The organism is Rhizobium sp. 11_C7_N12_5 (assembly GCF_051811145.1).
GTDB lineage: Bacteria > Pseudomonadota > Alphaproteobacteria > Rhizobiales > Rhizobiaceae > Rhizobium > Rhizobium lusitanum.
The window spans coordinates 2,483,273-2,510,112 of the sequence record NZ_JBPWPY010000001.1 but is presented as its reverse complement, the minus strand read 5'-3'; the positions used below and the strand labels follow the sequence as shown (position 1 = coordinate 2,510,112).

The 26,840-nt window shown below is 61.0% G+C and carries 26 protein-coding genes; 12 read left to right on the top strand and 14 right to left on the bottom strand.

All coding sequences use genetic code 11. From position 1 onward, the window contains the following. Positions 1 to 18: 18 nt before the first annotated feature. A complete protein-coding gene (locus AB8B29_RS12355) occupies positions 19 to 1,050 on the top strand; it encodes a hydroxyacid dehydrogenase (RefSeq protein WP_047639019.1) in 1,032 nt (343 codons plus the stop codon). A 191-nt stretch (positions 1,051 to 1,241) separates the two neighbouring features. Next, a complete protein-coding gene (locus AB8B29_RS12350) occupies positions 1,242 to 2,240 on the top strand; it encodes an SPFH domain-containing protein (RefSeq protein WP_037196538.1) in 999 nt (332 codons plus the stop codon). A gap of 20 nt (positions 2,241 to 2,260) precedes the next feature. Here the strand turns inward: AB8B29_RS12350 and AB8B29_RS12345 are convergent, their stop codons facing one another. From AB8B29_RS12345 to AB8B29_RS12330, 4 genes are all read right to left on the bottom strand, one after another. Next, positions 2,261 to 2,917 carry a methionine ABC transporter permease gene (locus AB8B29_RS12345; RefSeq protein WP_113118523.1) on the bottom strand — a complete coding sequence of 219 codons (657 nt, stop codon included), beginning with the start codon at positions 2,915 to 2,917 and terminating at the stop codon, positions 2,261 to 2,263. Next, positions 2,907 to 3,992, bottom strand: a complete 1,086-nt coding sequence (locus AB8B29_RS12340) for a methionine ABC transporter ATP-binding protein (protein WP_113118522.1) — start codon at positions 3,990 to 3,992, stop codon at positions 2,907 to 2,909. Before AB8B29_RS12340 ends, AB8B29_RS12345 begins: the two co-directional genes overlap by 11 nt. A 131-nt stretch (positions 3,993 to 4,123) precedes the next feature. Then, positions 4,124 to 4,972 carry a MetQ/NlpA family lipoprotein gene (locus AB8B29_RS12335; RefSeq protein ID WP_037196542.1) on the bottom strand — a complete coding sequence of 283 codons (849 nt, stop codon included), beginning with the start codon at positions 4,970 to 4,972 and terminating at the stop codon, positions 4,124 to 4,126. Between the two features lie 211 nt (positions 4,973 to 5,183). Beyond that, on the bottom strand, positions 5,184 to 5,681 hold the full coding sequence (locus AB8B29_RS12330) for a cupin domain-containing protein (protein ID WP_037196543.1): 498 nt from the start codon (positions 5,679 to 5,681) through the stop codon (positions 5,184 to 5,186). 338 nt (positions 5,682 to 6,019) lie between these two features. Here AB8B29_RS12330 and AB8B29_RS12325 point away from each other — a divergent pair, with 338 nt between their 5' ends. Next, on the top strand, positions 6,020 to 6,409 hold the full coding sequence (locus tag AB8B29_RS12325; RefSeq protein ID WP_037196544.1) for a hypothetical protein: 390 nt from the start codon (positions 6,020 to 6,022) through the stop codon (positions 6,407 to 6,409). Between the two features lie 57 nt (positions 6,410 to 6,466). Here the strand turns inward: AB8B29_RS12325 and AB8B29_RS12320 are convergent, their stop codons facing one another. Then, positions 6,467 to 6,880, bottom strand: a complete 414-nt coding sequence (locus AB8B29_RS12320) for a carboxymuconolactone decarboxylase family protein (protein ID WP_037196545.1) — start codon at positions 6,878 to 6,880, stop codon at positions 6,467 to 6,469. A 233-nt stretch (positions 6,881 to 7,113) separates the two neighbouring features. On the opposite strand from AB8B29_RS12320, the gene AB8B29_RS12315 reads away from it, so the two are divergent. Together AB8B29_RS12315 and AB8B29_RS12310 are read left to right on the top strand one after the other, a co-directional pair. Then, positions 7,114 to 8,274: a CaiB/BaiF CoA transferase family protein gene (locus AB8B29_RS12315; protein ID WP_037196546.1), complete on the top strand. Its 1,161-nt coding sequence runs from the start codon at positions 7,114 to 7,116 to the stop codon at positions 8,272 to 8,274. A 41-nt stretch (positions 8,275 to 8,315) separates the two neighbouring features. Continuing rightward, positions 8,316 to 9,593: an L-fuconate dehydratase gene (locus tag AB8B29_RS12310; protein ID WP_047638932.1), complete on the top strand. Its 1,278-nt coding sequence runs from the start codon at positions 8,316 to 8,318 to the stop codon at positions 9,591 to 9,593. A 42-nt stretch (positions 9,594 to 9,635) separates the two neighbouring features. Here AB8B29_RS12310 and AB8B29_RS12305 read toward each other — a convergent pair whose 3' ends face one another. Together AB8B29_RS12305 and AB8B29_RS12300 are read right to left on the bottom strand one after the other, a co-directional pair. Continuing rightward, positions 9,636 to 11,189: a VOC family protein gene (locus tag AB8B29_RS12305; RefSeq protein ID WP_037196548.1), complete on the bottom strand. Its 1,554-nt coding sequence runs from the start codon at positions 11,187 to 11,189 to the stop codon at positions 9,636 to 9,638. 120 nt (positions 11,190 to 11,309) lie between these two features. Then, complete coding sequence (locus AB8B29_RS12300) at positions 11,310 to 11,561, bottom strand: hypothetical protein (RefSeq protein ID WP_037196550.1); 252 nt, start codon at positions 11,559 to 11,561, stop codon at positions 11,310 to 11,312. Between the two features lie 511 nt (positions 11,562 to 12,072). On the opposite strand from AB8B29_RS12300, the gene AB8B29_RS12295 reads away from it, so the two are divergent. Further along, positions 12,073 to 12,282 (top strand): cold-shock protein, encoded by a 210-nt coding sequence (locus tag AB8B29_RS12295; RefSeq protein WP_034503699.1) that lies wholly within the window; start codon positions 12,073 to 12,075, stop codon positions 12,280 to 12,282. Between the two features lie 207 nt (positions 12,283 to 12,489). Here AB8B29_RS12295 and AB8B29_RS12290 read toward each other — a convergent pair whose 3' ends face one another. Together AB8B29_RS12290 and ggt are read right to left on the bottom strand one after the other, a co-directional pair. Then, on the bottom strand, positions 12,490 to 13,944 hold the full coding sequence (locus tag AB8B29_RS12290; protein ID WP_037196552.1) for an MFS transporter: 1,455 nt from the start codon (positions 13,942 to 13,944) through the stop codon (positions 12,490 to 12,492). 368 nt (positions 13,945 to 14,312) lie between these two features. After that, entirely contained in the window at positions 14,313 to 16,058 is a 1,746-nt protein-coding gene (ggt, locus tag AB8B29_RS12285) for a gamma-glutamyltransferase (RefSeq protein WP_439006548.1), read from the bottom strand. On the opposite strand from ggt, the gene AB8B29_RS12280 reads away from it, so the two are divergent. Further along, entirely contained in the window at positions 16,057 to 16,242 is a 186-nt protein-coding gene (locus AB8B29_RS12280) for a hypothetical protein (RefSeq protein WP_037196555.1), read from the top strand. The two genes, ggt and AB8B29_RS12280, sit on opposite strands and share 2 nt — an antisense overlap. 146 nt (positions 16,243 to 16,388) lie before the next feature. After that, entirely contained in the window at positions 16,389 to 16,571 is a 183-nt protein-coding gene (locus AB8B29_RS12275; RefSeq protein ID WP_037196556.1) for a hypothetical protein, read from the top strand. A 20-nt stretch (positions 16,572 to 16,591) separates the two neighbouring features. On the opposite strand, the gene AB8B29_RS12270 is transcribed toward AB8B29_RS12275, so the two are convergent. Next, positions 16,592 to 17,857, bottom strand: coding sequence for a glycerate kinase type-2 family protein (locus AB8B29_RS12270; RefSeq protein WP_037196557.1), 1,266 nt, complete (start codon positions 17,855 to 17,857; stop codon positions 16,592 to 16,594). Between the two features lie 150 nt (positions 17,858 to 18,007). Between AB8B29_RS12270 and AB8B29_RS12265 the strand changes: the two genes are divergently transcribed. Next, positions 18,008 to 18,436: an OsmC family protein gene (locus AB8B29_RS12265; RefSeq protein WP_037196558.1), complete on the top strand. Its 429-nt coding sequence runs from the start codon at positions 18,008 to 18,010 to the stop codon at positions 18,434 to 18,436. Between the two features lie 183 nt (positions 18,437 to 18,619). Here the strand turns inward: AB8B29_RS12265 and AB8B29_RS12260 are convergent, their stop codons facing one another. The 3 genes from AB8B29_RS12260 to AB8B29_RS12250 all read right to left on the bottom strand — a co-directional run bounded on the left by AB8B29_RS12260 (position 18,620) and on the right by AB8B29_RS12250 (position 21,570). Further along, positions 18,620 to 19,162: a carboxymuconolactone decarboxylase family protein gene (locus AB8B29_RS12260; RefSeq protein WP_037196560.1), complete on the bottom strand. Its 543-nt coding sequence runs from the start codon at positions 19,160 to 19,162 to the stop codon at positions 18,620 to 18,622. Positions 19,163 to 19,171: 9 nt separating this feature from the next. Further along, positions 19,172 to 20,518, bottom strand: a complete 1,347-nt coding sequence (locus AB8B29_RS12255) for an LLM class flavin-dependent oxidoreductase (protein WP_037196561.1) — start codon at positions 20,516 to 20,518, stop codon at positions 19,172 to 19,174. A gap of 140 nt (positions 20,519 to 20,658) precedes the next feature. Next, complete coding sequence (locus AB8B29_RS12250) at positions 20,659 to 21,570, bottom strand: LysR family transcriptional regulator (protein WP_113084932.1); 912 nt, start codon at positions 21,568 to 21,570, stop codon at positions 20,659 to 20,661. 122 nt (positions 21,571 to 21,692) lie between these two features. On the opposite strand from AB8B29_RS12250, the gene AB8B29_RS12245 reads away from it, so the two are divergent. From AB8B29_RS12245 to AB8B29_RS12235, 3 genes are all read left to right on the top strand, one after another. After that, on the top strand, positions 21,693 to 22,433 hold the full coding sequence (locus tag AB8B29_RS12245) for an SDR family oxidoreductase (RefSeq protein WP_037196564.1): 741 nt from the start codon (positions 21,693 to 21,695) through the stop codon (positions 22,431 to 22,433). A 92-nt stretch (positions 22,434 to 22,525) separates the two neighbouring features. After that, positions 22,526 to 23,428: an SDR family oxidoreductase gene (locus AB8B29_RS12240; protein WP_439006547.1), complete on the top strand. Its 903-nt coding sequence runs from the start codon at positions 22,526 to 22,528 to the stop codon at positions 23,426 to 23,428. A 156-nt stretch (positions 23,429 to 23,584) separates the two neighbouring features. Then, a complete protein-coding gene (locus AB8B29_RS12235; RefSeq protein WP_037196567.1) occupies positions 23,585 to 24,796 on the top strand; it encodes an adenylate/guanylate cyclase domain-containing protein in 1,212 nt (403 codons plus the stop codon). Positions 24,797 to 24,865: 69 nt separating this feature from the next. Here the strand turns inward: AB8B29_RS12235 and AB8B29_RS12230 are convergent, their stop codons facing one another. Further along, on the bottom strand, positions 24,866 to 26,833 hold the full coding sequence (locus tag AB8B29_RS12230; RefSeq protein WP_112440694.1) for a 3-hydroxyacyl-CoA dehydrogenase NAD-binding domain-containing protein: 1,968 nt from the start codon (positions 26,831 to 26,833) through the stop codon (positions 24,866 to 24,868). Positions 26,834 to 26,840 lie beyond the last annotated feature (7 nt).

The window sequence follows — 26,840 nt, the reverse complement described above, 5'->3', positions numbered from 1 at the left end:
AAACAGGGAAAGATTAAGATGACGACCGACAGCAGGCCTTTGGCCATCAGCGCGCCGGAGCCGCGCTCGCTTGAACTCATTTTCACCAAGGACGCGCTATCCCTGCTTCACTCGAAATACCGCATCGTCGAGGCGGATCCGAATGAAATCGCCGCATTGGGCGACGAGGTGCTGGCAGAAGCGCGCTACATCATCGGCCAGCCGCCGTTGTCGAAGGAGACGCTGGAGCGCATGCCGCAGCTGCGCTGCATCCTGAATGTCGAAAGCAACCTTATCAACAACATGCCGTACGATGTGCTTTTCGAGCGTGGCATCCATGTCGTCACCACGGGTCTGGTCTTTGCAGAGCCGGTCGCCGAGATCGGGCTCGGATTCGCGCTGAGCCTGGCGCGGGGCATCATCGATGCCGATCTGGATTTCCGCGAGGGCAGGGAGCTCTGGGGCGGTGACGGCAATGCCAGCGCCCGGCTGCTTTCGGGCAGCGATATCGGCATTGTTGGGTTCGGCGAGCTCGGCAAGGCACTGAACCGGGTGCTGACGGGCTTCCGGGCCAATATCAAGGTGTTCGATCCCTGGATGCCGCCGTCGATCCTCAGGGAAAACGGTGTGCAGCCTGCTAGCCTTGACGAGGTGCTGTCGGGCAGCGATTTCATTTTCGTGGTGGCCTCCGTCACCAGCGAGAACAAGGGATTTCTCGGTGCCGGGGCTTTCGCGCGTATGCGCAAGGGTGCAGCCTTCATCCTGCTCAGCCGGGCCGACGTCGTCGATTTCGATGCGCTGATGGCCGCGGTCTCCTCCGGCCATATCGTGGCGGCGAGCGACGTCTATCCCGAGGAGCCGCTCGGCAAGGATCATCCGGTACGCGCTCTCAAGGGTTTCATCCGCTCTGCCCATCGCGCCGGAGCACTCGACAGCGCCTTCAAGAAAATGGGCGACATGGTGCTGGAGGACATGGATCTGATGGATCGCGGTCTGCCGCCAATGCGCTGCAAGCGCGCGGAGCGGGAAACGGTATCGCGCATGCGCTCGAAACCGGTGACGCGGAACTAACGGATGCCATGGGCCCGTAGTATACCTACGAGTGCATTTTCGGTTCGACTCATCTATGTCTCGGCTACTGGAGCAATTCTCGGAAAAGCGCGCAGCGGTTTTCTCTCCGGAATTGCGTGGAAACAATAACTTAGAGCATTCAAGCGATTCCGCGAAACGCTTGAATGCTCTGGGGAATGGTGAGGATATCGATGGCAAACCGGGAAATCGACATAGCATCCATGGCGAGCAAAGGCCGTGCAACGGCGTTTATCGGCATCGTTGCCATTATCGCCGTGCTGATGCTCGTCTTCAGTTCATGGTACACGATCGATCAGGGCGAGCGCGGCGTCATCCTGCGCACCGGCGCCATGGTCGGTACGGCCGAACCGGGCTTGCATTTCAAGCTGCCCTGGATCGAGACTGTCGTCAAAATCCCGGTGACGCAGCAGGTGACCTATTGGACCTGTCAGAATGGGGCCAGCTGCGAAAACAATGAGCATCCGCAGATGCAGGCCTATTCGCAGGATCAGCAGCCCGCCGACATGCGTGTGACGATCTCCTGGCATGTGCCTGCAGATGCGGTGGAGCATGTCTATTCGGAGTTCGGTTCGATCGGCAATCTGGAATCGCGGCTGATTGCCCGGCGTGCGCCGCAGGACGTGAAGACGGTTTTCGGCAAATTCACCGCCGCCTCCGTCATTCAGAACCGGGCGCAGTTCAACACGGACGTACAGGCGGCAATCGAGGCCGGTATCCAGGGGCCGGTGCAGATCGATAGCGTCCAGGTCGAGAATATCGATTTCTCCGACGCTTATGAGAACAGCATCGAGCAGCGCATGCTCGCTGAAGTCGAGGTGCAGAAGCTGCGGCAGAATGCCGAGCGCGAGAAGGTGCAGGCGCAGATCACTGTGACGCAGGCGCAGGCGGCGGCTGATGCCCGCCGTGCCGATGCGCAGGCACAGGCCGATTCCGTGAGGCTGCAGGCGGAAGCTGATGCCGAGGCGATCCAGCTTCGCGGCGATGCGGAAGCCAAGGCGATCAAGGCCCGCGGCGATGCATTGCGCGATAACCCCAACCTGATCTTCCTGACCCAAGCGGAAAAATGGAACGGGCAACTGCCCACCACCATGCTTCCAAATGGCGCGGTGCCGATGCTTAATCTCGACGCGCGCCAGAACCCCGCCGCACCGGCGGCGGAGCATGAATAGCGGGAGGGCTGGCTAAGGTCCTAGCGACGATCGAGCCTGGCGGCCAGCCGGTCGCCAAGCCATTGCATGCCGCAGACGAGGATGATCAGCACGACGACGACGGCGACCATCACGCCCGTTTCGAAGCGCTGGTAGCCATAGCGGATGGCAAGATCGCCAAGCCCGCCGCCGCCGATCGTGCCCGCCATGGCGGAGGCACCGATCAGCGTCACCAGCGTCACGGTGAAGCCTGCGACGATGCCGGGCATGGCTTCCGGCACCAGCACCTCGCGGATGATGGTCCAGCGATTGCCGCCCATGGCACGCACCGCGTCGATGAGGCCGCGATCGACTTCCCGCAGGGATACCTCAGCGATACGGGCATAATAGGGGATTGCCGCGATGGTGAGCGGCACGATCGCCGCCGTGGTGCCGAGTGCAGTGCCGACGATCAGCCGCGTCAGCGGAATCAACGCGATGAGCAGGATCACGAAAGGCACGGCGCGGAAGCCATTGACCAATGCCGCAAGGACGCCGTTAACGGCGAGTTGCTCGGCAATGCCGCCGCGGCTTGTCACGACGAGGGCGAGACCGAGCGGCAGGCCGATGATGAGAGAGAGCACGCCGGACGCTGTCGTCATCCATACGGTCTCCCAGAAGGAGCGCCAAAGCAGGCCGAGGATTACATCAGTTGTCATAGCCTAGAACCTCCACCCGGGCGGAGCGGGCTTTCAGAAAATCGCTGACCTGCGCCGGCAAGGCTGCATCACGCGTCGGCACCGCGATGAAGAAACGGGCGACGGGCTGGTTCTGGATGTGGTCGATGCCGCCGTGGACCAGCCGGAAAGAGCGCGGTAGCGCTGCGGAAAGCTCGGCGAAGAGCGCTCCTTGCGCCGCCGGACCGGCGAGGTCGACGCTGAGGATGGCCTCGACCCCTGCTGTCGGCGACAGGCGGGCGGCAATGTGTTCGGGAAGCTGCGGGCGAATGCCGCCGAGCAGGCTAGCGGTGATGTCCGTTTCGGGATTGGCGAAGACGGTCCACACGGAACCTTCCTCGACGATCCGGCCCGCATCGATAACGGCAACGCGATCTGCGATCGAGCGCACCACTTCCATCTCATGGGTGATCAGCAGAATGGTGAGCCCGAGCTTGCGATTGATATCCTTGAGCAGTGCAAGGATCGATCGCGTCGTTTCCGGATCGAGCGCCGAGGTCGCTTCATCCGACAGAAGAAGCGCCGGGCGTGCAGCGAGAGCGCGGGCAATGCCGACACGCTGTTTCTGGCCGCCGGAAAGGGCAGCCGGATAGGCCTTTGCCTTGTCGGCAAGGCCGACGAGTTCAAGCAGGTCGCGCGCCCGCTGCAGCCGTTCGGCCTTGGCGACGCCCTCGATCTTCAACGGCAGGGCGATATTTTCCTCGACCGTCTTGGCGGAAAGCAGATTGAAGTGCTGGAAGACCATGCCGATGCGGCGGCGCAGCGGTTGCAGTTCCTTCTCCGAAAGGCCTGCGATGTCGCGGCCTTCGATATGGATCTCGCCACTATCGGCGCGCTCCAGCCCGTTCAGGCAACGAATCAGCGTCGACTTGCCGGCGCCGCTGCGGCCGATGATGCCGACGATCTCGCCACGACGCGCCGTCAGCGAAACGCCGTCCAGCGCAGGCGTTGTGCCAAACCGACGGCGGACATCGACGAGACGGATGATTTCATCGCCGGTCGATGGGTGGGGCGGCGGATGGCCGTTGATTGACGTGACAGGGGTGAAGGAGTTCATGTCTGTCTGCTTCCCGATCTTCTTTTTGGGTGCGGCGCGGGTTGAGGCTGCGCGGAAAACGCCAAAGGCGGCCCGGGCAAGATGCCCCGGCCGCCCTGCCGCTCAGCGCTGTCCCCCGCGCGGTCCGGTTATCAATAGGCGCTGAGGCCCGTTCCCTTGTAGACCTTGTCGAACTCAGCCTTGACGGTGTCATTCTGGTAGGCTGCCACCAGCGTCTTCACCCAAGCTTCATTCTCGCTGCCCTGTTTGACGGCGATGAAATTGCGGTAGGGGTTGCCGTCGATCGGCTCCTGCGCGATGCGATCCTTCGGTGTCAGGCCGCTTTTCAGTGCCCAGTCGGTATTGACGACAGCAGCGTCGAGGTCGTCGATCGAGCGGCCGACGATGCCGGCGTCCAGTTCCTTGATCTCGACATTTTTCGGGTTCTCAGCGATGTCGGCTGTCGTGGCGAGAATGCCGGTGCCGTCCTTGAGCTTGATCACGCCTTGGTTCTGCAGCACGCGCAACGCGCGGCCCTCGTTGGAAGGATCGTTCGGCACGCCGATGACCGCGCCTTTCGGAAGATCGGCCACCGCCTTGTACTTCTTGGTGTAGAGGCCGATCGGCCAGACACCGGTATAGCCGACGCGGACGATATGGTAGCCGTGCTGCTTGACCTGGTTGTCGAGATAGGGCTGATGCTGGAAGGCGTTGGCGTCGACCTCGCCGCGTTCAAGCGCTTCGTTCGGCTGGGTATAGTCGTTGAAGACGACGGTCTCGATCTTCAGCCCCTTCTTGGCGGCTTCCGTGGTCACCACCCGCCAAACATCTTCGTCTTCACCGCTCATGATGCCGACCTTGATCGTCTTGTCGGCAGCGAAAGACGGGGTAGCGGTTGTCATCAAGCCGAAAGCGGCGACAGCGGAAGCAAAGATGGCGGCAAGGCCGGCGCGACGGGAAAGGCGCAGCGCGTCGAAGCCTCTAGAAAGCTTTTCAGTCATGGGAAATCCTGTTCCAGATGATCGAGATCATTATCTCGTTGACGGCTTAATCATCTCAGACGCATGTTCGCGTCGCGAAGCAGGATCATGCGTTGTGCGACGCACTTCTGAAAAACTCTTTTCAGTGCAGTGCAAAGCGGAAACTAATTTTCTACAAATATTATAGATTATTTGTGTGGCAAAATAGGCAATTGCCCAAAGATTATGCAAGCTAGCGATGGATCGGGTCCTTCCAAAGGACATTTTCCGGCTTTTCCACCGGCTCGATATCGAGATTGACGACGATAGGCTCCTGTCCGGAGCGGACCAGCACGCATTCCAGTGTCTCGTCGCGGCTGGCGTTGATTTCCTGATGCGGCACGTAGGGCGGCACGAAGATGAAATCGCCCGGGCCGGCTTCGGCGACGAATTCCAGATTGTCGCCCCAGCGCATCCGCGCCTTGCCCTTGACGACGTAGATAATGCTTTCGAGATCGCCGTGATGATGGGCGCCTGTCTTGGCGTTGGCGTGGATCGTCACAGTGCCGGCCCAGATCTTTTCCGCGCCGGCGCGGGCGTGATTGATCGCGGTTGCGCGATTCATGCCCGGCGTCTGCGCCGTATTCGGGTCGAGGGCATTGCCAGGGATGATTTTAACCCCATGTTCCCGCCAGTCGATCGTTTGGTGAGCGTGCCCATGGTCATGCTCATTTTCATGATTGCCGCACATGGTCTTCCTTTCACCGTTTTGGAAGGGATTCGCGCGCCTCCCGACTATGAGGGTCGTTTTACTCTACGCGAAGTCCTTCAAAAATAAAGAGAATTGCAGAAAATTATCAAAGAGGCTTTTCAAGTCGAGATTAATCTATAGACTTGATCAAGTTAAATGACCGGTGGGAACATTTTGTGTGTGTCCCGCGTTGCGCCGGTCACGACATGGTTTGCCGCGCCGCTTGCCCCATAGACTGCGTTCGGGGCGCGCCAAACTCAAGAAGCAGCGCCTGGTCTCTGAAGGAGACCGATCACTTTCATATCATGCGCCGGACTTCCAATTGAAAGGAGACAGACATGTCGAATGCCTTGCCGCCCCTTCATGAGGGTCATGCCCCCATTACGTTGCAGCAGCTTTTTCGCGAAGGACTTTATGCCTTCGAGGAATGGGACAGTGAAGTAACCGAACCGATTGTGACGTTCGAGGGGCGGATCATCCCCATCAGCGTCGTTTTCGAAGCCATGCGCGAATGCACCGACATCGTGCCCAACAACATCGTTTCGGCTGTGACCGAACGGTTGACCAAGCCCTGGGAGGGCGAAGGTCCGCTTGACACGATGACCTTTTCGACCGCCGCCCGCGTCATGGGCGTCCTGGTTCGCAAAAGGCTGCTGGCCGTGAACAACGGCATCAGCGTCGCTGCTATTGCCGTAGAAGCTCAGGCTACGGAAAAGTCTGACCGCTAGAAACGCGATCAATGATCGAAGGCCCGCCGGCGCAATGCTGGCGGGCCTTTTTCATTGTCAGGGATGACCGACGTCGAACTCTGGATCGACGGGAATCTGCATTGCCGTGACCAGGTGGTTCGTCTGTCCGGCAAGGCCGATGACAGCCAGCAGTTCCCCATGTTGAGCATCCGTCATGCCCTTTGCCCTGGCGGCTGCGGTGTGGGAATGGACGCAGTAGGTGCAGCCATTGGCTGTCGAGACAGCGATGTAGATCATCTCGCGCACCAGCGGATCGAGCGCGCCCTCCGCCATCATGACCGCCTTCAGGCCTTCCCAGGTACGCTTCAGCAAGGCTGGATCCTTGGCGAGGCCGCGCCAGAAATTATTGACGAAATCGGACTTTCGGACCGCACGTATATCATCGAACACCGCCTTCACCGCCGGGATCGCTTCCGCCTCCGTATCATCGAGCAATTTGACCGTCGCCATCCTCAATCTCCTTTCAGCAATCCTGATCTTGTCGAACCATATCGCATTTTCCTGTGGTCTTGGCGGGATGGCCGGCGAATATCCTCCCTCTTTTTGTTTGCAAATGTCATCCATATGTGAAAATACTATTTACATAAGAAGATTGAGGCTGACGCGGGAATCGGCGGCGAGAGTGTTCGCCGAGGTGGAGAAGCGCTTTTGGCCGAGATGATGGCGGGGGAGCAGAAATACTGATGGCGCTGAAGAAGGACTTGCCGCTGGCCGGGTTGGTGGTCGTCGATATGAGCCAGTTCCTGTCCGGGCCTTACTGCACCCTCAGGCTGATGGATCTCGGCGCCAGGGTCATCAAGATCGAACGGCCCGGTGGTGGCGATCTCTCTCGCGGGCTCTATCTCAGCGATGCCGAGAGCGGCGATTCCACCATTTTCCATGCCATCAACCGTTCGAAGGAAAGCCTCGCGGTCGACCTGAAGAACGAGCGCGATATGAGCGCGCTGCGCAAGCTCATCTCCAAGGCCGACGTTCTCGTGCAGAATTTCCGCCCGGGCGTGATCGAGCGGCTGGGGCTGGATTACGAGGCCGCCAGCAAGCTCAACCCGCGCCTCGTCTATTGCTCGATCAGCGGCTACGGCGAAGAAGGCCCGTGGGTATCGCGGCCGGGTCAGGATCTCCTGGCGCAGTCACGCTCCGGTGTCATGTGGCTGAATGGCGACGAAGGGCAGGGGCCAGTGCCCTTCGGTCTGGCGATCGGCGACATGCTGGCCGGTGCGGCAGCGGCTCAGGGCATTCTGGCGGCGCTGGTTCGGCGCGGCGTGACAGGCGAGGGCGGCCTGGTCGAGACTAGCTTGCTTGAGGCGCTGATCGACCTGCAGGTCGAGGTGCTGAGCGTGCACATGAACAGCGGCAACAAGCTGCCGGAGCGTTCGCATGTTCGCAGCGCCCATGCCTATCTTTCCGCGCCATATGGCGTCTACCCGGTGGCCGACGGCTACCTTGCCATCGCCATGACGCCGATCCCGAAGCTTGCCGATCTGCTCGGCATCGAGGAACTGGCGCCTTATCGAGACGACCCGAAAAGCTGGTTCACCTCGCGCGACGATATCAAGGCGATTATCGCGGCGCGCATTGCGACCCGCGGCGTCGACGAATGGCTTGCTATCCTGGAGCCTGCCGACATCTGGTGCGCCCGGGTGCTGAACTGGCCGGAGCTGCTCGGCAGCGAGGGTTTTCGCGTTCTCGACATGCTACAGACGATCGGACGCGAAGACGGGGTTAGCCTCAGCACCACCCGCTCGCCTATCCGCATCGACGGGCAGCGACCGAAATTCGAGCGTGCGGCCCCGCACGTTGGCGAGCATAATGCGGCGCTCTGGGAGGAGTTCGACCTCGGTTGAGGTTTCGAGAGGCGGCCGATGGATTTAGAAGGAGTTTTCCAATGACGCGCATCACCAATCTTCGCGTTTTCGATTTGCGCTTCCCGACATCGCAGAGCCTCGACGGCTCCGATGCGATGAATCCGGATCCGGATTATTCGGCGGCCTATGTCATTCTCGAGACCGACAGGCCGGGCCTTGCGGGCCACGGCCTGACCTTCACCATCGGGCGCGGCAACGACATCTGCTGCATGGCGATCGAGGCGATGCGGCATCTCGTTGTCGGCACCGAGCTTGCGACGGTGCTGGAAAACCCCGGCAAATACTGGCGGCATCTGACCAGCGACAGCCAGCTGCGCTGGATCGGCCCGGAAAAGGGCGCAATGCACCTTGCTACCGGCGCGGTCGTCAATGCCGTCTGGGATCTGCTCGCCAAGGAGGCAGGCAAGCCGGTCTGGCGCCTGGTCGCGGAGATGGATGCGGAGCACATCGCCGATATCGTCGACTATCGCTATCTGACTGACGTGCTCACCCGCGACGAAGCGGTCGCCATTCTGAAGAAGGCGGAAGCCGGCAAGGCGGATCGTATCGCCACGCTCGAGCGCGAGGGCTATGCCTGCTACACGACCTCGGCCGGCTGGCTCGGCTATGACGATGCCAAGCTGCGCCGCCTCTGCCAGGAGGCTATCGATGCCGGTTTCAATCATGTGAAGATGAAGGTCGGCCGCGATCTCGAAGACGATATCCGCCGCCTCACCATCGCCCGCGAGGTGATCGGTCCCGACCGTTACCTGATGATCGATGCCAATCAGGTCTGGGAAGTCGGTCAGGCGATCGACTGGGTGCGCAAGCTTGCCTTCGCAAAGCCGTTCTTCATCGAAGAGCCGACCAGCCCGGACGACGTCGCCGGCCATCGCAAGATCCGCGAGGCGATCGGCCCGGTGAAGGTGGCGACAGGTGAAATGTGCCAGAACCGCATCATGTTCAAGCAGTTCATCGCCGAAGGCGCGATCGATATCGTGCAGATCGATTCCTGCCGCATGGGCGGTCTCAACGAAGTTCTGGCCGTGCTGTTGATTGCCGCCAAGTATGGATTGCCGGTCTGGCCGCATGCCGGCGGCGTTGGGCTCTGCGAATATGTGCAGCATCTGTCGATGATCGACTACATCGCCGTGTCCGGCACCAAGGACGGCCGCGTTATCGAATATGTCGACCATCTGCACGAGCACTTCATCGACCCGTGCATCATCCGCGATGCCGCTTACATGCCGCCAAGCCTGCCGGGCTTCTCGATCGAGATGAAGCCGGAGTCGATCACCGAATACACCTTCAAGGGTTGATCATCTGCCTCAAGTACCTTCTCCCCTTTTGGGGGGAAGGGGTCACACGGACTGCTTCAGCCAGCGCTGAATGACCGGCACATCGGCATCGTCAAGCTCGTGACCAGCAGGAACGGTCGCAAGCTCGACCTTTGCGCCGCCGTTCTGCAGGCGCTCGGCAAGAGGTTGGGTGTATGGGCCGTACAGATCCTTCTCGCCTGCGATAACAAGCACGTCGGCGGTCGACATATCCACCGCCGGCGGATCGGTCAGCACGGCCATGGACCGCAGCAGCACCGCGCGGCGAATGAGTTGCGGGTGCAGTGACAGCATGGCGCCGAGCAGGTTGGCGCCGTTCGAATAGCCGATATAGACCATGCGCTCCGGATCGAGGCCATAGGCATGGATCGCGCCGTCGATGAAAGCGGCGAAGGCCTCCGCTTCGCTGACGATATCGGCCTGATCGAAGGACATGGGCCCGTTCCGGCGAAACCAGCGCGGCGCGCCTTCTTCGAGCGCCCGGCCGCGCACGCCGAGCAGCGTCGCATGGGCATTGATCTTATGGGCAATCGGCAACATCGCCGTCTCGTTGGCGCCGGAGCCGTGCAACAGGACGAAGATATTGCCGTTCGGCTGCTGTGGCGTGAAGAAGCGATGGATGAAGGGCAGGTCGCGATAGATGACGCGCGGGTCGCCGGGCATGGAGAACTGCGGCAGGATCACCTCCAGCTCGGCCTGTCGCTCAGGCTTGTCGTCAGGCGAAAAGAGGCGCGTGCCGAGCGTTGTCTCATCCTCATCGACCAGCATGCCCGGTGCATCCGTTGCCAGTTCGAAGAGGATGCGGCCGGGTTCGCGAACATAGAGCGAGCGGAAATACTTGCGGTCATGCATCGCGGTCGGCCAGGAATTGACGGCCTGCAATGCTGTCCGCACGGACTGAAGCTCGGCATCGTCGGCAGCGCGAAAGGCGACGTGGTCGACCGTACCCGTGCCCGGTGCACTCGCCCAGAAGCCGCGCGCATCCCTGATGTCGATGATATCGCCGGGTTCCGACACGAGCCGGCTGATGGCGCCATTGGTTGCCTGCGGCCGATAGTCGAAATGGTTGACCAGAAGCTCCCGCGTCTCGTCCGGCGTTTCGCTGAACAGCGTCGCCCCGCGAATGCGGCGAATGGCGTGCTCCTGCGGGATAGTATCGTTCGTCCAGGGGGCGGCCGCCTGCAAGGCGTTGGTGCCGACCAGCTTGACGATGATGCCGTCGGGATCCTTCAGCCGCAGGACCGGTTCGCCGAATTCCTCGAAAGGACCTTCCGGCTTCAGGCCGGCGCTCAAGGCACGCGTCAGCCAGAAACCGATACTCATGGGGTCGATGCCAAGAGAAATCTCGCCGACCTGGCCGACGCCGGCGCGGCCCGGCGAGCCGTCCTCCCAGACGAGGAAGGTCACCAGCGAACCGGGTGAACCCTTCGCGTCGCCATAGAGCAGATGAAGCTGGGTGGCATCCTCGAAGCCGCCCGTGCGCTTGACGAGGCGCATGCCAAGGAAGCCGACGTAGAAATCGACATTCGCTTGTACCTTGCGGGTGATCAGCGTGACGTGGTGGATGCCGGCGATCATGGTTGCTCCAGACTCGATTGTGAGATTGGTCGCAATCTAGGGCACAAGCTGCCGTCTGTTCAATGCGTGGGACGTGGAGGGTGTGTTCACGAAATGCGCAATGACGTCTATCGGGCTATGTTATTTTTCGGATTCGGATTTGGCCGCTTCGGATGCTTTTGCCGTCTTCCGCTTGGCCTTCGTCTTTGGCTCCGGCGGCGGTTGCGATGCCTCCTTCTCGAGGCGAAGCTCACGCAGGCGAGCCGTTTTCCGCGCGCGCATCGCCTGTTCGCTGGCGAGGATTTCCTTGACGGTGGAATCGAGCTGATTGGCCTTGGCCGGAGCTGCCTGTTTCTTGGAGCCGAATAGATTGTCTTTGTTGGGTGGCGCCATATCGGCCTCCATGGTTCGTGTCGGCGTTGGCGTTGGTTGCAAATACTGCGCGGTGATCGACCGCGCTTGCAGGACTTATGATTTCATCCTGTAGCAGATGATGCGCCGAATAAGCGATATAATTCCGCGACCCTTGGCGGAAACAGTCGATGGAAGCTCTATCACAAGCTGCAACTTGACTAAAAATACCCGGTGAAGCGTGGCGAAAGATAATGGAAATAGCGGGAAATCAATTGAAAAACCTTCGTTTTTTCAATCAAAAATTGTGTCTGGATTTTCCTCCATCCGGGCCGGTTTTTGATGAGATATCTGGCTGTTTCGATATTTTAGGTGTTTCTGCTTGTGAGGAATATGCATATCGGATATAAGCACCGGCATCGATATTGGTGAATGAACTTTGCTGCGACGCGTTCCGCGCAATACTGACGAGCTTCCTCTCAAAATCGGTGTACTGCCATCCAGTTATTCCCTGGATAGGGACTATTATATGAGCGATTGAAAGGTCATCGTTATGAGCACAGGTACTGTAAAGTGGTTCAATGCTGCCAAGGGTTTTGGTTTCATTCAGCCCGATGATGGCGCGACGGACGTTTTCGTGCATATTTCAGCCGTTGAACGCGCTGGAATGAGCACTCTCCGCGACGGCCAGAAGATTTCCTACGAGCTTGTCAAGGACAAGCGTTCGGGCAAGATGTCGGCTGATCAGCTGGAAGCCATGTAAGCCATTTGTTTCCGATCTTTGGCCACGGATTTACTGGCATCGATCGTAGAGACAATGAAGGAAGAGGTCGGGTTAGCCCGGCCTTTTTTGTTGTCTGCAATCAGCTCCGGTTGAGCAGGGTAGACAAGACCGTCTATCAAGACCGATAGCGCCGCTCGATGATCGGCGCTTTTTATTTTGTCTTTGCAGTTGAGCGGTATGGCCGACTCAGTGTTCGCCGAGCCCATCCGCCGGCGATTTGCGGCGGTGGCCGCTGATCTCCGAGCCGGCCGTGCGCGAGAATCTGGCGTTCCAGATGACCGCAAGAAGCGCGATGGCTGTGACGACGATGAAGGCGACGGAGAAGTCGCTCATTTCGGCTTTCGCATGTCCGCGCAGCTGCGTCGAGCCGTGCAGGGCAAGGGCAGCGATGCAGATGCCGAGAGAAAGCATCAGCTGCTGGAAGGTCGAATAGAAGCTGGTCGCTATGCTCATCCGGTCGCGCTCGATTTCGTCATAGGCGATCGTGTTGTAGGCCGTGAACTGGAACGACATGAAGAAGCCGCAGAAGAACAAGATCACGAAGATGACAGGCAGCGGCCAGTCGGGCTGGAAGATGGAGCACAGTCCGTAGCCGAGCGTGCCGATCAGACCGAAGATGATGAGGGCGGTACGAAAGCCGAGCGTGCGCAGGATGCGGACCTGGAACGGCTTCATGGCCATGGAGCCGAGCGCGGTCGCGATGGCGATCTGGCCGGCTGCGGCGGCTGAAAGGCCAAAACCGAGCTGCAGCATCAGCGGAATGAGGAAGGGATGGGCGCCCTGGCTGATGCGCGTCAACGAGCCGGCGATAACCGATGTCCGGAAGGTCGGCACCTTCATCAGCGAGAAATCCATGATCGGCGATGGATGCTTGCGGGCATGGCGAAGATAGGCGATGCCGAAGAGCAGGCCGACCGAGATGAGGAAGACGGCCATATAGCCTTCGCCCTCACGGCTGGACATTTCGAAGCCGAACAGCAGCGAGCCGAGCGAAATGCCTGATAGAATGAAGCCCGACAGGTCAAAACGGCCGTTGCGCGGACCTTTCACATCTTCGATGAACATCGTCACCAGTATGAAGCCGATGACACCGATGGGCACATTGATATAGAAGATCCAACGCCAGTCGAGATAGGTAACGAACATGCCGCCGACGGGAGGCCCGAGGATGGGGCCGACGAGCGCCGGAATGAGCAGCCAGGACATAGCGTTCACCATATCCTTGCGGGCGACGCTGCGCATCAGCACCAGACGTCCCACAGGCAGCATCATGGCGCCGCCGAGACCCTGGAGGAGCCGCGCGATGACGAGGAAGAACAGGTTCGGCGCCTGTGCGCAGAGAAGTGAGCCGACAACGAAGACCGCAATGGCGGATCGGAAGACGGTGCGCGACCCGAAACGGTCGGCGATGGCGCCGCTGGCGGGAATGAAGATCGCGAGGCTGAGAAGGTATGAAGTCAGCGAGATACTCATGGCCGGCGCGCTGACGCCGAAATCTCTTGCCATGGTCGGAAGGGCTGTTGCGAGCACTGTCGCGTCAAGCTGCTCCATGAACATCGCGCTTGCTACGATAAGCGCTACTACACGAAAATTCGGTGCGGCCCGCCGGGTGGGGGCGGCCTGGAATATCTGATCCGACATTGTCGGGGATCGCTCTCGATGGTGCGGAGGGGTCCGGAGACAGAACCGCAAGTCTGGTCGCGGCGCCAAGGCCGGTTCGAATAGCCGCCTGTATACTCCCGCTCGCGCGCGATTTCTATATCAGAAATCGCAAAACTTATTGATCGAAATGGAAAAAATGACGCAGCCGGGCAGGAATGCAACAACGGATGAATGCCAGATGAACAGATGAGGCATTATGCCGTGGTTGTGGCGCTCACGGTTCATTTTACCACGTAAGATGGTGCGCGCGCGTCGGCGTTTCGGTCTTAGACGTTGCGCGCAAAAATGCCGGTGCCGAAAGACGACGGCACCGGCCTGTAGTGTCGCGATGGCATGTGGGGAAGCGGTCAGTAGCCTTCGGCAAGGCCCGAGCCGGCGCGGCTGTCCATGGCGCCGTTGTAGCGGGCGCCGCCGCCCTTGGCGATATCGCCGAGGCTCTTGCCGCCGACCAGGATGCCTGCGGCCTGACCCCAGACCGGCCAGTCGCCGCCGACCTGAATCGTGTAGCCCATGCCGGCCAGCAGCTTCATCGTATCGGGTGAGAGCGCATAGGGTTCGGTATAGATCTTATCCGGCAGCCATTGATGATGGATGCGCGGTGCGTCGATCGCCTGCTGGATATTCATGCCGAAATCGATGACGTTGATGATCGCTTCGAGCGTGATGGTGATGATGCGCGAGCCGCCGGGGCTGCCGATCACCATGAAGGGCTTGCCGTCCTTGGCGATGATCGTCGGGCTCATGGATGAAAGCGGCGTCTTCTTAGGCTGGATGGCATTGGCTTCGCCCTGCACCAGGCCATAGAGGTTGGGCACGCCCGGCTTGGAGGTAAACTCGTCCATCTCGTTGTTCAAAAGGATGCCCGTTCCGGGCGCGACGACGCCGGCGCCGAAGGAACCGTTCAGCGTATAGGTGACGGCAACCGCGTTGCCATCGTTGTCGATGATCGAATAATGCGTCGTCTCATGGCTTTCGCCGAGGCCCTTCGGCATCAGATCCTTGGAAATGCCGGCCTTGTAGGGATTGATGCTGTCGCGGATCTTCTTGGCATAGTCTCTTTCCAGCAGCTTGCTGACCGGGTTGTCGACGAAGTCTGGATCGCCGAGAGCCGAATTGCGGTCGACATAGGCGTAACGCATGGCTTCGGTCATGAAATGCACCGTATCAGCCGAGGCATAGCCGGTATAGGAAAGCGGGTAGCCTTCCAGCACGTTGAGGATTTCGCAGATGATGATGCCGCCGGAAGAGGGCGGTGGCGAGGAAATGATCTCGTAGCCGCGATAGTCGCACTTCACGGGATCGAGTTCGCGGACCTTATATTGCTCGAAATCCTGGTTTGCGAGAATGCCGCCCTTGTCCTGGCTTGCCTTGACAATGGCGTTGGCGATGGGTCCCTTGTAGAAGCCATCCGGCCCCTGTTCCGAAATGCCGGAAAGAGCATTGGCGAGATCCGGCTGCGTCAGCTTATCGCCGGTTGCAAAGGGCGTTCCGTCCACCTTGGTGAAGATCGCGGCCGTGGCCGGATCGCGCGCGAGCCATTTCTTGCCTCCGTTCAGCTCGGCCGCATCGGCCTGATTGAGCGTGAAGCCTTCCTTGGCATAGCGAATGGCGGGCGCCATCAGATCCTGGCGGGACTTGGTGCCATATTTCTCGCGGGCCATTTCGAAACCCATGACCGAGCCGGGCACGCCGACGGCAAGATAGCCATCGGTGCTTGCGCCTTTGACGACATTGCCCTTGTCGTCAAGATACATGCCTTTGGTGGCTGCAAGCGGTGCACGCTCACGAAAATCCAGGAATGTAGTCTTGCCGTCCCGCAAGCGGATGGTCATGAAGCCGCCGCCGCCGATATTTCCGGCGGTCGGATAGACCACGGCCAGCGCATAGCCGACCGCGACCGCGGCATCGACGGCATTGCCGCCGCTTTTCAGCACCTGCACGCCGACATCTGTGGCCAGATGCTGGGCGGTGACCACCATGCCATGCTCGGCCTCCACCGGCGGCGGCGAGGCGGCTCGGGCTGTCGTGATGGAGAAAAGAGCGAATGTGACCAGAGTGGCCGAGGAGATCGCCCGCAGGCGGAATTGGCGCATGATGATGATGCCTCTCGTTTCCGTATTAGGGGTAAAGGAACCCATCATTGACATGGTGTTCAGCGCGAAAATGGCGATATCCGCGGTTGTGATTTTTTTGACGGTGCCGTCGAGAGATGAATCGAAAGTAAAACGCCCACCTTTCGCGAGAGACCGCGGCGGCTGCCAACTGACCGATTATTGAGTCAAGCGCGTGCGACGGACGGCTCCTTTCGTCCTTCCCGGATATAGGAATTGGCTGTGCCTTCGCACTTGCAATATTTCTTTCATTAGTTAAGCCTACTTTAGTGAAGACCTTGTCGAGGCCGAAGTGTTGCGCGGAAGGTAATGATGGCCGTCACGAAGCTTGAACAGTGGAAGAACGAACGCAAGGCCAAGGCCAAGCCGCACGTCATTGCCGAGAAGACGCATGTCGTCGAAATCGAGTGCATGCATTGCAGCCGCCACTTTCTTCGATGGACATCGATGGCGGCCGCCTACTGGCGCTGCGACGACTGCACTGTTGGCACCTGACTTGCATCTACCCCTAGCGTTTACACGATCAGAATGGCGCGGAAATCGTTGACATTCGTTCCCGTCGGGCCGGGGACGAAGAGATCACCAATGGCGTTGAACGCCGTCCAGGCATCGTTATTCACAAGCATTTCGGCTGGAATCACTCCGGCGTTGCGCAGCCGCGCCACCGTGCCGGCGTCGGCAAAGGCGCCGGCATTGTCCTCGCTGCCGTCGATGCCGTCGGTATCCGCCGCCATGGCATAAATACCGCCATGGCCGTCTATGTCCATCGCCAGCGACAGCAGGAATTCGGAGTTTCGGCCGCCCTTGCCTTTGCCTCTCAGGGTCACCGTCGTTTCGCCGCCCGAGAGCAGTACGATCGGCCTTGTGAAGGGCCGGTTGCGGTGCAGCACCTCGCGGGCGATGGCGGCATGCATGTGTGCGGCTTCGCGGGCTTCGCCCTCTATGGCGTCCGAGAGAATGGCCGTTTCGATGCCGGCTGCGCGTGCCACTTCGGCAGCCGCCTCCAGAGAGACGCCGGCGGAGGCGATGAGATGCACCTCGTTGCCGGCAAAGCGTGGATCATCGGGCCGGGGCGCATCGGCCTCCTGTCTTTCGATATGCGCGAGAACGGCGGCGGGCAGCTCGATCCGGTAGAGGCGGATGAGATCGAGCGCCTCCGCACGCGTGCCGGCACCCGGCACGGTCGGACCGGAGGCAACCAAAGCCGGGTCATCGCCGGGAATATCCGAGACAACAAGCGAGACGACCTTGGCCGGATGAGCTGCCGCTGCGAGGCGGCCGCCCTTGATGGTCGACAGATGCTTGCGGATGACGTTCATCGCCGAAATCGGCGCGCCGGAGGCGAGCAGTGCCTTGTTGACGGCGATCTCGTCGGCCAGCGTCAAAGAGCCGGCCGGAGACGGCAGCAGCGCCGAGCCGCCGCCGGAAATGAGGGCGATCACCAGATCGTCCTCCGTCAGGCCTTCGACGAACTTCAGCAGCCGGCCGGAGGCGATCAGTCCTGCCTCATCGGGCACGGGATGGGCAGCTTCGATGATCTCGATCTGGCGGCAGGGCGCTGCGAAACCATATCGCGTCACCACCAGCCCTTCGAGCGGACCATCCCAGCATCGCTCCAGTGCCGCCGCCATTTGTGCCGAGCCTTTGCCGGCGCCGATGACGATCGTCCGTCCTTTCGGCTTGGCCGGCAGATGCGCGCGAATGCCGGTCAGCGGATCGGCCGCACGCACGGCTGCGTCGAACAGGGAGGTGAGGAAGGTGCGGGGATCGGAAACGGTCATGTCAAAGTGCCTGTCTGCGATGAGCTTGTAACCATTTGGTGGCTTAACTCGCGCCGACACGCAAGAGGCCACAGCGGCAATTGTGTCCGAGGATGTGAATCCCTATGTTCTGAGCATGGGTTTTATTGCACGATTTGAAGGATTTTCGAAATGGCCGAATTGAAGGTGAAGACGAGACAGACCGGTGCCACCGCTACGGTTGGCCGCACCGGTCTTCCGCATGTGACATCGGTGATGGGTGGCGAAATCGACATCGTCACCTCGCCGTCGCAGCCGGGATTCAACCCGCTCGATCTGCTCTATTCGTCGCTGTCGGCCTGCCTGGTTCTCAGCGCCCGCATGGCGGCGAGCAGCCTCGGCGTGCTCGACAAGCTCACCGAAGTCACCGCCGTCGTAACAGGCGAAAAGGCGACGGAAGGGCTTTCCCGCGTCGAAAAGTTCAACATCGCCTTCACCATCAAGGGCGATTTCGGCGACGAGATCCGCAACGCGATCGCGCATGCCGCCGAAGACGAGATCTGCACGGTGAGCAACACGATCCGCGGCAATCCGAAGTTCGAGACGGTGATTTCGGGGTAGGGTTGGCGCAGACGGAGAGGCCCCCTCATCCGCCCTGTCGGGCCCCTTCTCCCCGTTTTGACGGGGAGAAGGGGATAGAAGCACCATTACTATCCCTCTTTCAGCTCTGGTCTAAGCGAGGGTACAGAGGTTGTCCCCTCTCCCCGCGAGCGGGGAGAGGGCTAGGGTGAGGGGGCCGTTCCGCTATTTGGCGGGCAGCTCAAACCCTTCCAGATAAGGCCCAAGCTCCGGGTCGATATCCACCTTCACGGCGTTGGTGTAGATCGCCGTGGCAATCATGATGCCGGCAAAGGCAACGAGGTTGACGAGCGTGGGCTCGTCATAGCGCGCCTTCAGCCGCTCCCACAATTCCTCGGGAACGGCATTGGAATCCCTGACGATAGCTTTGCCGAAATCGATCAGCAGGGCTTCGTCTTCGCTCGGCACGATGGTCTCCGGCGTCAGCCCCGCATTGATCAGCGCGCGGCGGAAGAAGCCGACCGGGATGATCGAGCGGCATTCCGTTGCAATGGCCTGGCAGAGAAGCCAGACGGCGCGATCATCAAGTGCCGGGCGCAGCTCCTCGCGCAGCGTGAACCATTCGGCATAGATGCGATGCGCCACCGGCGAATGCAGCAGTGTCCGCTTCATATTCGTCATGCGGCCGCGCAGCTCCACTTCGCGGTCGTGCTCGGCACGCACGGCGTCGGAGGCGGTCTCGTAATCGATCGGCGTGATATGGCTCATTGGTATCTCTCACTGCGCTGCCGCAGGCGTTGCCTTGAAGAACCGATTGCACGGGCGCGGCAGGCCCAGATGCTCGCGCAAGGTCGTGCCTTCGTATTCGCGGCGGAAAATACCGCGGCGCTGCAGCTCCGGAACGACGCGGGTCGTCACGTCGAGGAGGCCCTGCGGCAGGAACGGGAAGACGACATTGAAGCCGTCGGAGCCTTCCTCGTGCAGCCATTGCTCCATCTCGTTGGCGATGGTTTGCGGCGTGCCGACGAAAGCGAGGCCGGCATAGCCGCCGAGACGCTGGGCAAGCTGGCGTACCGTCAGCTTCTCCGCCTCGGCAAGTGCGATGACGCGCTCGCGTCCGCTCTTGCTGGCATTGGTATCCGGAATTTCAGGCAGCAGGCCATCCGGATCGAAGCCGGAGGCATCATGGCCGAGCGCAATCGACAGAGATGCGATGGCGCTGTCGTAGTGAACGAGGCTGTCAAGCTTCGCCCGCTTGGCCTTCGCCTCTTCAACTGTATCGCCGACGACGATGAAGGCGGCCGGCAGGATCTTCAGATAATCGGGGTTGCGACCGATCTCTCTCATTCGTCCCTTGATGTCGGCGAAAATCGCCTTGCCGTCGCCGAGATTGCGCGGTGCGGCAAAGACCGCTTCCGCCGTCTCGGCCGCAAGCTGGCGGCCGGCATCGGATTGTCCGGCCTGTACGATGACAGGCCAGCCTTGAGGAGAACGGGCGATGTTGAGCGGGCCGCGTACGCTGAGCTCCTCGCCCTTGTGGGCGAGCACATGCATCTTTTCCGGGTCGAAGAAGATGCCGGTCTCGGCATTGCGGATGAAGGCGTCGTCGGCGAAGCTGTCCCAGAGGCCGGTGACGACATCGTAGAATTCGCGGGCGCGATGGTAGCGCTCGCCATGGTCCATATGCTCGTCGAGGCCGAAATTGAGGGCTGCGTCCGGGTTGGATGTCGTGACGATATTCCAGCCGGCGCGGCCGCCGCTGATATGGTCGAGCGAGGCGAAACGGCGGGCGATATGATAGGGCTGGTCGAAGGTGGTCGACGCGGTGGCGACGAGGCCGATCCTGTCGGTGACGGCGGCCAGCGCCGAAAGCAGGGTAAAGGGCTCGAAGGAGGTTACTGTGTGGCTGCGCTTCAGCGCCTCGATCGGCATGTTGAGGACTGCCAGATGGTCGGCCATGAAGAAGGCGTCGAACTTCGCCTTTTCGAGCTCCTGCGCAAAGCTCTTGATATGCTGGAAATTGAAATTGGCGTCCGGATAGGCGCCAGGATAGCGCCATGCGCCGGTATGCAGGCTGACGGGGCGCATGAAGGCCCCGAGCTTCAATTGCTTCTGTTCGGTCATCGGCTCAGTCTCTCTCGAAAATTGCCGGGTCGCCACAACATCGCGACGCCGTCGTCAGCGGAATATGCACTACGACGTAGGCGTGCTCCTCACGCATTCAAAGAGCCGATTTCATTTATTTGATCGCTTGCGCGGAATATTCATCCAGCCTGCGTTTCCACGCCGATCTGTCCCGCGAAGACCTTGACCAGCCAGTCTATGAAAACGCGCACGCGCGGTGAAAGCTGGCGGCTGCGCGGATAGAGCATGGATACCGGCGTCCGGGTCGGCGGAAAGTCCTTCAGAATATGCAGCAACTGACCTTTTTCCAGGGCATCCTCGGCGTGGTAGCGCGGGACCTGGATCAAGCCGAGGCCGAGCTTGGCCGCGGCAAAATAACTCTCGGCCGCATTGACGGAGATGGTTGCGGGCAAGGTGATCTCGCGCAGCGTGCCGCCTGCCTCGAATTCCAGCGGCAGCAGGCCGCCCGTCGCCGAGGAGCGGAAGCCGACCATGCGATGGCCGTCGAGCGCATCCGGATGCATGGGCATGCCGTGACGCTCCACATAGGCCGGGGCTGCCAGTGTGACCTCTTCCAGCATCGCGACGCGACGCCCGATCATGTCGCTGTCCTGCAGCGTGCCGACACGCAGCACGCAGTCGATTCCCTCGCGGATGAGATCGACGAAGCGGTCGCCCTCGGTCATCTGAAATTCGATTTCGGGGTAGGTTTCGAGGAAGGACGGCAGGTTCGGCAAGACGAAGTGCCGAGCCAGAGTTCCATGCACGTCGACGCGCAGCACCCCCTTCGGCTTGGCGCCGGCAAAGGCGCCTTCGGCATCCTCTATGTCGGAGAGGATGCGCAGGCAGCGCTGATAATAGGCCTCGCCGTCGAGCGTCGGGCTCACATGCCGCGTCGTGCGCTGCAACAGCCGTACGCCGAGCCTCGCCTCCAGCTGCTTGATCGCATCCGTCACTGTCGAGCGCGGCAGGCCGGTGTCTTCGGCCGCCAGCGTGAAGCTGCGCCGCTCCACGAGGCGGCAAAACACGCGCATGGCATCGAATCTGTCCATCTTATTTGTTCGCCTATTTCGGATAGTGATGCCGATTAATGGCCGATTATCCGCGTCATGAAAAGAGGCATCTTCTCCTCGTCGAAAGGCGCTGAGGCGCAAAACCAGCAAGGATGAAGAAAATGAGCAATAATTCCAACAAGGTAGCGATCGTCACCGGCGCGTCCCGCGGTATTGGCGCAGCCATTGCGCAGCGGCTGGCCGCAGACGGTTTCACCGTCGTCATCAATTATGCAGGCAGCGAAGCTGCCGCCGAGGAGCTGGCCCGCAAGATCGAAGAAAAGGGCGGCAAGGCGCTGACCGCCAAGGCCGATGTTTCCGATGTCGATGCCGTGCGCCGCATGTTCGATGCAGCCGAGGCGGCTTTCGGCGGCGTCGACGTGCTCATCAACAATGCCGGCATCATGCAGCTTGCCAAGATCGCCGATGCGGACGACGCGCATTTCGACCATCATATCGCCATCAACCTCAAGGGCACGTTCAACACGCTGCGCGAAGCCGGCAAGCGCCTGCGCGACGGCGGCCGCATCGTCAACTTCTCGACCAGCGTCGTCGGGCTTAAGCTCGAATCCTATGGCGTCTACGCCGCCACGAAGGCGGCCGTCGAAACACTGACGGGCATCATGTCGAAGGAACTGCGCGGCCGCTCGATCACTGTCAACGCCGTTGCTCCCGGCCCGACGGCCACCGACCTCTTCCTCAATGGCAAGAGCGACGAACTCATCGACCGGCTGGCCAAGATGAATCCGCTGGAGCGACTGGGCACGCCTGAGGACATTGCTGCCGCCGTCTCCTTCCTCGTCGGTCCTGATGGCGGCTGGATCAACGGCCAGACGCTGCGCGCCAACGGCGGCATGATCTGAGCCATTCTGGCGGTAGGGCAATGCCTGCCGCCACCACCCCTCTCGACATCATGTCATCGTCAGCAACTGAACATCCAAAAAGGAACAGGATCATGAGCAAGCAAGTCATCGTCATAACAGGCGCATCGAGCGGTTTCGGCGCTCTGACGGCGCGTGCCCTCGCCAGAGCAGGCCATACCGTCTATGCCGGCATTCGCGAAACCAAGGGGCGCAACGCGCCGCAGGCGGAAGCCGTTGCCGCTTTCGCCAGGGAGAATGGGGTCGATCTTAGAGCTGTCGAGCTCGATGTTGCCTCGGATGCATCGGTCGAAGCCGGCATTGCCGAGATCATCGCCCAGCAGGGTCGTATCGACACCGTCATCCACAATGCCGGCCATATGTCCTTCGGCCCGGCGGAAGCCTTCACGCCGGAGCAGTTTGCCGAGCTCTACGACATCAACGTGCTCAGCACCCAGCGCGTCAATCGCGCCGTGCTGCCACATCTGCGCAAACAGCGCAGCGGCCTGGTTGTCTGGGTATCCTCGTCCAGCACCCGTGGCGGCACGCCGCCCTACTTGTCGCCTTATTTCGCCGCCAAGGCGGCGATGGATTCGCTGGCTGTCTCCTATGCGTCGGAGCTCACCCGTTGGGGCATCGAAACAGCGATCATCGTGCCCGGCGCCTTCACGAAGGGCACCAACCATTTCGCCCACTCCGGCTCGCCCGCAGACAAGGCCCGCGCTGCCGAATACGACAACGGTCCCTATGCAGGCGTTCCTGATCAGGCATTGAAGGGTCTCGCCTCGCTGGAACCGGCCGACGCCGATGCGGCCTCCGTCGCGACCGCGATCGTTGAAGTCGTGGATATGCCCTTCGGCACACGCCCGTTCCGTATCCATATCGATCCGTCGGAAGATGGTGCGGAAATCGTCAATGGCGTCGCCGACCGGGTGCGCGCCGAGATTTTCCGGCGCATCGGCCTGGAGGATCTGCTGAAGCCGCATGTAAGGGGCTGAGGCTTCGCCACCACCCTTCCAGCGGGTCAAATCGCCGCTTCTGTGCCACAGGGGCGGCGATCACTTGCTTCCATAGAGACTATTTTGCGTCGTATGGCATTCCAAGCCTATAAGTTTCGTACTAAAGCGAATCCTTTAGAGGGTCGGGAGATATCCATGGACGCGAAGGACATCGGCGAAATCGCCAGCTGGCTCATGCAAGCAGGCCTCAAGGGCATGGCAGAAACCGATATCCTGGCGGGTTTCTGCGAGCAGTGCCGCCAGCATGGCCTCAACCTCGATCGAGCCATGGCGCTGATGGACACGCTGCATCCGGTCTATGAAGGCCGTGCCTTCCGCTGGGACGGCAACCGGGTGATCGAGCGCGAGTTCGAATATGGCCCGTCGCATCAGGGGATCGCCGCCGAGAATTGGCAACGTTCCGCCTTCTATCATATGTTGACGACAGGCGGGGACGAGGTGCGCCGGCGTATCGGTTTTGGCGAGCCGGCAGATTTCTACGGGCTCGATACACTGCAGGCCGATGGTCACACGGACTACATTGCCATGGTGCACCGTTTCGAAGAGGGCGGTACGATCGGCGAGATGGACTGCTTCTATTCCAATTTCGCCACCGCTGCCGAAGTCGGTTTCCCCGACGAGGATCTGTACGTGCTGCGCAAGCTCACGCCGGCGCTGGCGCTGGCAATCAAGTGCACCGGCATGAGCCGCATCGCCCGCACGATCGCTGAGGTCTATCTCGGCGAGGATGCCGCCCGCCATGTTCTCGAAGGCAAGATCACGCGCGGCAAGACCGAACGGATTTCAGCGGCGCTCTGGTTTTCCGATCTCGCCAACTATACGCGCATCTCGGATACCGCCGAGCCGGATGAGATCATCCCGATGCTGAACGCCTATGCCGATGCCGTCATTTCCTCGATCCACGAGGCGGGCGGCAACGTGCTGAAGCTGATCGGCGACGGCACGCTGGCGATCTTCAAGGCCAGAAATTCGGCCGATGCCTGCGCCGCTGCGCTGATGGCGGAATCGCTGTTGCGCCAGCGGTTGCGCGATCTTAACGCCCAGCGGCAGATCGAGGGCAGGCCCGTCACGGATGTCTATCTCGGCCTGCATATCGGCGATGTCTTCTACGGCAATATCGGCAGCATGGACCGGCTGGACTTCACCGTCATCGGGCCTGCTGTCAACGAGGTGAGCCGCATTGCCTCCATGTGCCGTTCGGCCGACCGCAATGTCCTGATGTCGTCGAACTTCGTCGAGGCGCTATCGACACACAACAGCAACGATCTTGTCTCCGTCGGTCGCTACGCGCTGCGCGGGGTCAACCGACCACAGGAACTGTTCACGCTGCTGTCTTCGGCAGCGTGAACGCTCTATCTTTTTGTTTCTTTACGCATTCCAGACGGAAAACCGCTTCGCACTTTTCCTGGAAATGCTCTAGCGGCGGCCGGCGGCGAACATCGGGCCGCCCTTGCTCGATGGAAAGCCGTAGCCGTTGATCATGACGAGATCGATGTCGCTGGCGCGGGCAGCAATGCCTTCCGCAAGCAGTGCGTCGCCCTCATCGGACATGGCTTTCAGCAGGCGGGCAACGATCTCTTCGGCGGTGAAGCGCTTTGGCACAATGCCTTTCTCGGCGCGCGCAGCTTCGATCATGGCTGTTACGTCGGGATCGATCGTCCGTTTGCCGTCGGGATAGGCATACCAGCCACGCCCGGCCTTCTGTCCGAAGCGGCCGGCCTCGCAGAGTCGGTCGGCGATGACGACATAGCGTTCCGCAGGATTGCGCGTTGCAGCCTGCCGCTTGCGGCGCGCCCAGGCGATCTCCAGGCCTGCCATGTCGTAGACGGCGAAAAGACCCATGGGAAAACCATAGGCTTCCAGAGCCGCATCGATTTCGTCGGGCAAAGCGCCGTCCTCGACCATGTATTCGGCCTCGCGGCGATAGGCCGAGAAGACGCGGTTGCCGATGAAGCCTTCGGTGACACCGCAGACGATGGGCAGTTTGCTTAAGCGTTTCGCGAATGCCAATGCGCTCGCCAGGACCTCCGGCGCCGTCTTCTTGCAGTTCACCACTTCCAGCAGCCGCATGATGTGGGCGGGCGAGAAGAAGTGCAGGCCGACGACCCGCCCGGGCCGCGCGGTTGCCGCAGCGATGACGTCAGGATCGAGATAGCTGGTATTGGTCGCGAGAATTGCGTCGGCGCGGACGATCGTATCGAGGCGCTGGAACAGTTCGGTCTTGACGATGAGGTCGTCGAAGACGGCTTCGATGACGATATCGGCCTGCCCGAGTTGCTGCATATCGGCGGTCACGCTCAATCGACTTAAACGGTCCTCGCGACCGGCCGCGTCGAGGCGGCCGGATTGCACCGCCTTGTCGAGAATGCCGGCGATCCGTTCGCGGCCCTTCTCGGCTGCTTCGGCACTCTGCTCGACGCCGATGACGCGATAGCCGCCGTTGAGCGCGGCGACCGCGATGCCCGATCCCATCAGGCCGGTGCCGACGATCCCGACGGTTTCAATCCTGCGTGGCGTGACTGCCTCCAAACCTTCGACCTTGCCGGCTGCGCGTTCGGCGAAGAAGACATGGCGCAGCGCGGTCGCCTCCTCGCTGTCGCGAAGCTCTAGGAAGGTGCGGCGTTCTTCGGCCAACCCCTCGGCCAGGGGAGCGGTTGCGGAGAGGCGAACGAGGCGGACGGCTTCCGTTGGGGCACGCTGGCCGCGTGCCTTGCGCAGTGCATCGGCGGCTGCCTTTTCGATGGTTTCAATGAGAGTAGATGGAACGGAAAGCATACCGGTACGGCGCAAAGATGAGGCGTCGGCATTCTTGATATCGGCAATGGTGTCTGCGAGCAGCGTGCTTTCGGAGACTCTGTCCACAATGCCGAGCTTGAGGGCTTCCGAGGCAGAAATGATGCGTCCGCCGGCGATCATATCGATGGCGGCAGCGGTGCCGATGAGGCGTGGCAGGCGTTGCGTGCCGCCAGCGCCGGGCACGATGCCGAGCTTGACTTCCGGCAGGCCGAGCTTGGCTGATGGAGCCGCATGGCGGCGGTGGCAGGCCAACGCCACTTCCAGGCCGCCCCCGAGCGCTGCGCCATTGATCGCCGCGGCGACGGGTTTCGGAAAGGTTTCGATGCGGGCAATGACGTCAGGCAGGAGCGGTTCGACCGGTGGCTTGCCGAGTTCCTTGATGTCTGCGCCGCCGATGAAGCTGTTGCCCGCGCCTGTCAGTACGACGCCGGCGATTGCGCTTTCGTTCTCGGCATGATCGAGCGCCGCCATCAGGCCGGCCCGGACATCGGCCGAGAGCGCGTTGACGGGCGCATTGTCTATGGTGACGACGATGACCCCGTCAGTCAGCGCCGCCGAGATGGTGTCCGAAAAGCGCAGTGCCGACATGATCTTG

Bases quoted from the DNA above. Each gene is read 5' to 3' on its own strand.
- AB8B29_RS12340 (WP_113118522.1), bottom strand. From the start codon at position 3,992: ATGAACTCCTTCACCCCTGTCACGTCAATCAACGGCCATCCGCCGCCC.
- AB8B29_RS12230 (WP_112440694.1), bottom strand. From the start codon at position 26,833: ATGTCGGCACTGCGCTTTTCGGACACCATCTCGGCGGCGCTGACTGAC.
- AB8B29_RS12355 (WP_047639019.1), top strand. From the start codon at position 19: ATGACGACCGACAGCAGGCCTTTGGCCATCAGCGCGCCGGAGCCGCGC.
- AB8B29_RS12275 (WP_037196556.1), top strand. From the start codon at position 16,389: ATGGCCGTCACGAAGCTTGAACAGTGGAAGAACGAACGCAAGGCCAAG.
- AB8B29_RS12245 (WP_037196564.1), top strand. From the start codon at position 21,693: ATGAGCAATAATTCCAACAAGGTAGCGATCGTCACCGGCGCGTCCCGC.
- AB8B29_RS12315 (WP_037196546.1), top strand. From the start codon at position 7,114: ATGGCGCTGAAGAAGGACTTGCCGCTGGCCGGGTTGGTGGTCGTCGAT.
- AB8B29_RS12320 (WP_037196545.1), bottom strand. From the start codon at position 6,880: ATGGCGACGGTCAAATTGCTCGATGATACGGAGGCGGAAGCGATCCCG.
- AB8B29_RS12325 (WP_037196544.1), top strand. From the start codon at position 6,020: ATGTCGAATGCCTTGCCGCCCCTTCATGAGGGTCATGCCCCCATTACG.
- AB8B29_RS12350 (WP_037196538.1), top strand. From the start codon at position 1,242: ATGGCAAACCGGGAAATCGACATAGCATCCATGGCGAGCAAAGGCCGT.
- AB8B29_RS12295 (WP_034503699.1), top strand. From the start codon at position 12,073: ATGAGCACAGGTACTGTAAAGTGGTTCAATGCTGCCAAGGGTTTTGGT.
- AB8B29_RS12255 (WP_037196561.1), bottom strand. From the start codon at position 20,518: ATGACCGAACAGAAGCAATTGAAGCTCGGGGCCTTCATGCGCCCCGTC.
- AB8B29_RS12235 (WP_037196567.1), top strand. From the start codon at position 23,585: ATGGACGCGAAGGACATCGGCGAAATCGCCAGCTGGCTCATGCAAGCA.
- AB8B29_RS12265 (WP_037196558.1), top strand. From the start codon at position 18,008: ATGGCCGAATTGAAGGTGAAGACGAGACAGACCGGTGCCACCGCTACG.
- AB8B29_RS12345 (WP_113118523.1), bottom strand. From the start codon at position 2,917: ATGACAACTGATGTAATCCTCGGCCTGCTTTGGCGCTCCTTCTGGGAG.
- AB8B29_RS12260 (WP_037196560.1), bottom strand. From the start codon at position 19,162: ATGAGCCATATCACGCCGATCGATTACGAGACCGCCTCCGACGCCGTG.
- AB8B29_RS12290 (WP_037196552.1), bottom strand. From the start codon at position 13,944: ATGTCGGATCAGATATTCCAGGCCGCCCCCACCCGGCGGGCCGCACCG.
- AB8B29_RS12250 (WP_113084932.1), bottom strand. From the start codon at position 21,570: ATGGACAGATTCGATGCCATGCGCGTGTTTTGCCGCCTCGTGGAGCGG.
- AB8B29_RS12310 (WP_047638932.1), top strand. From the start codon at position 8,316: ATGACGCGCATCACCAATCTTCGCGTTTTCGATTTGCGCTTCCCGACA.
- AB8B29_RS12330 (WP_037196543.1), bottom strand. From the start codon at position 5,681: ATGTGCGGCAATCATGAAAATGAGCATGACCATGGGCACGCTCACCAA.
- ggt (WP_439006548.1), bottom strand. From the start codon at position 16,058: ATGCGCCAATTCCGCCTGCGGGCGATCTCCTCGGCCACTCTGGTCACA.
- AB8B29_RS12305 (WP_037196548.1), bottom strand. From the start codon at position 11,189: ATGATCGCCGGCATCCACCACGTCACGCTGATCACCCGCAAGGTACAA.
- AB8B29_RS12300 (WP_037196550.1), bottom strand. From the start codon at position 11,561: ATGGCGCCACCCAACAAAGACAATCTATTCGGCTCCAAGAAACAGGCA.
- AB8B29_RS12280 (WP_037196555.1), top strand. From the start codon at position 16,057: ATGATGATGATGCCTCTCGTTTCCGTATTAGGGGTAAAGGAACCCATC.
- AB8B29_RS12335 (WP_037196542.1), bottom strand. From the start codon at position 4,972: ATGACTGAAAAGCTTTCTAGAGGCTTCGACGCGCTGCGCCTTTCCCGT.
- AB8B29_RS12240 (WP_439006547.1), top strand. From the start codon at position 22,526: ATGAGCAAGCAAGTCATCGTCATAACAGGCGCATCGAGCGGTTTCGGC.
- AB8B29_RS12270 (WP_037196557.1), bottom strand. From the start codon at position 17,857: ATGACCGTTTCCGATCCCCGCACCTTCCTCACCTCCCTGTTCGACGCA.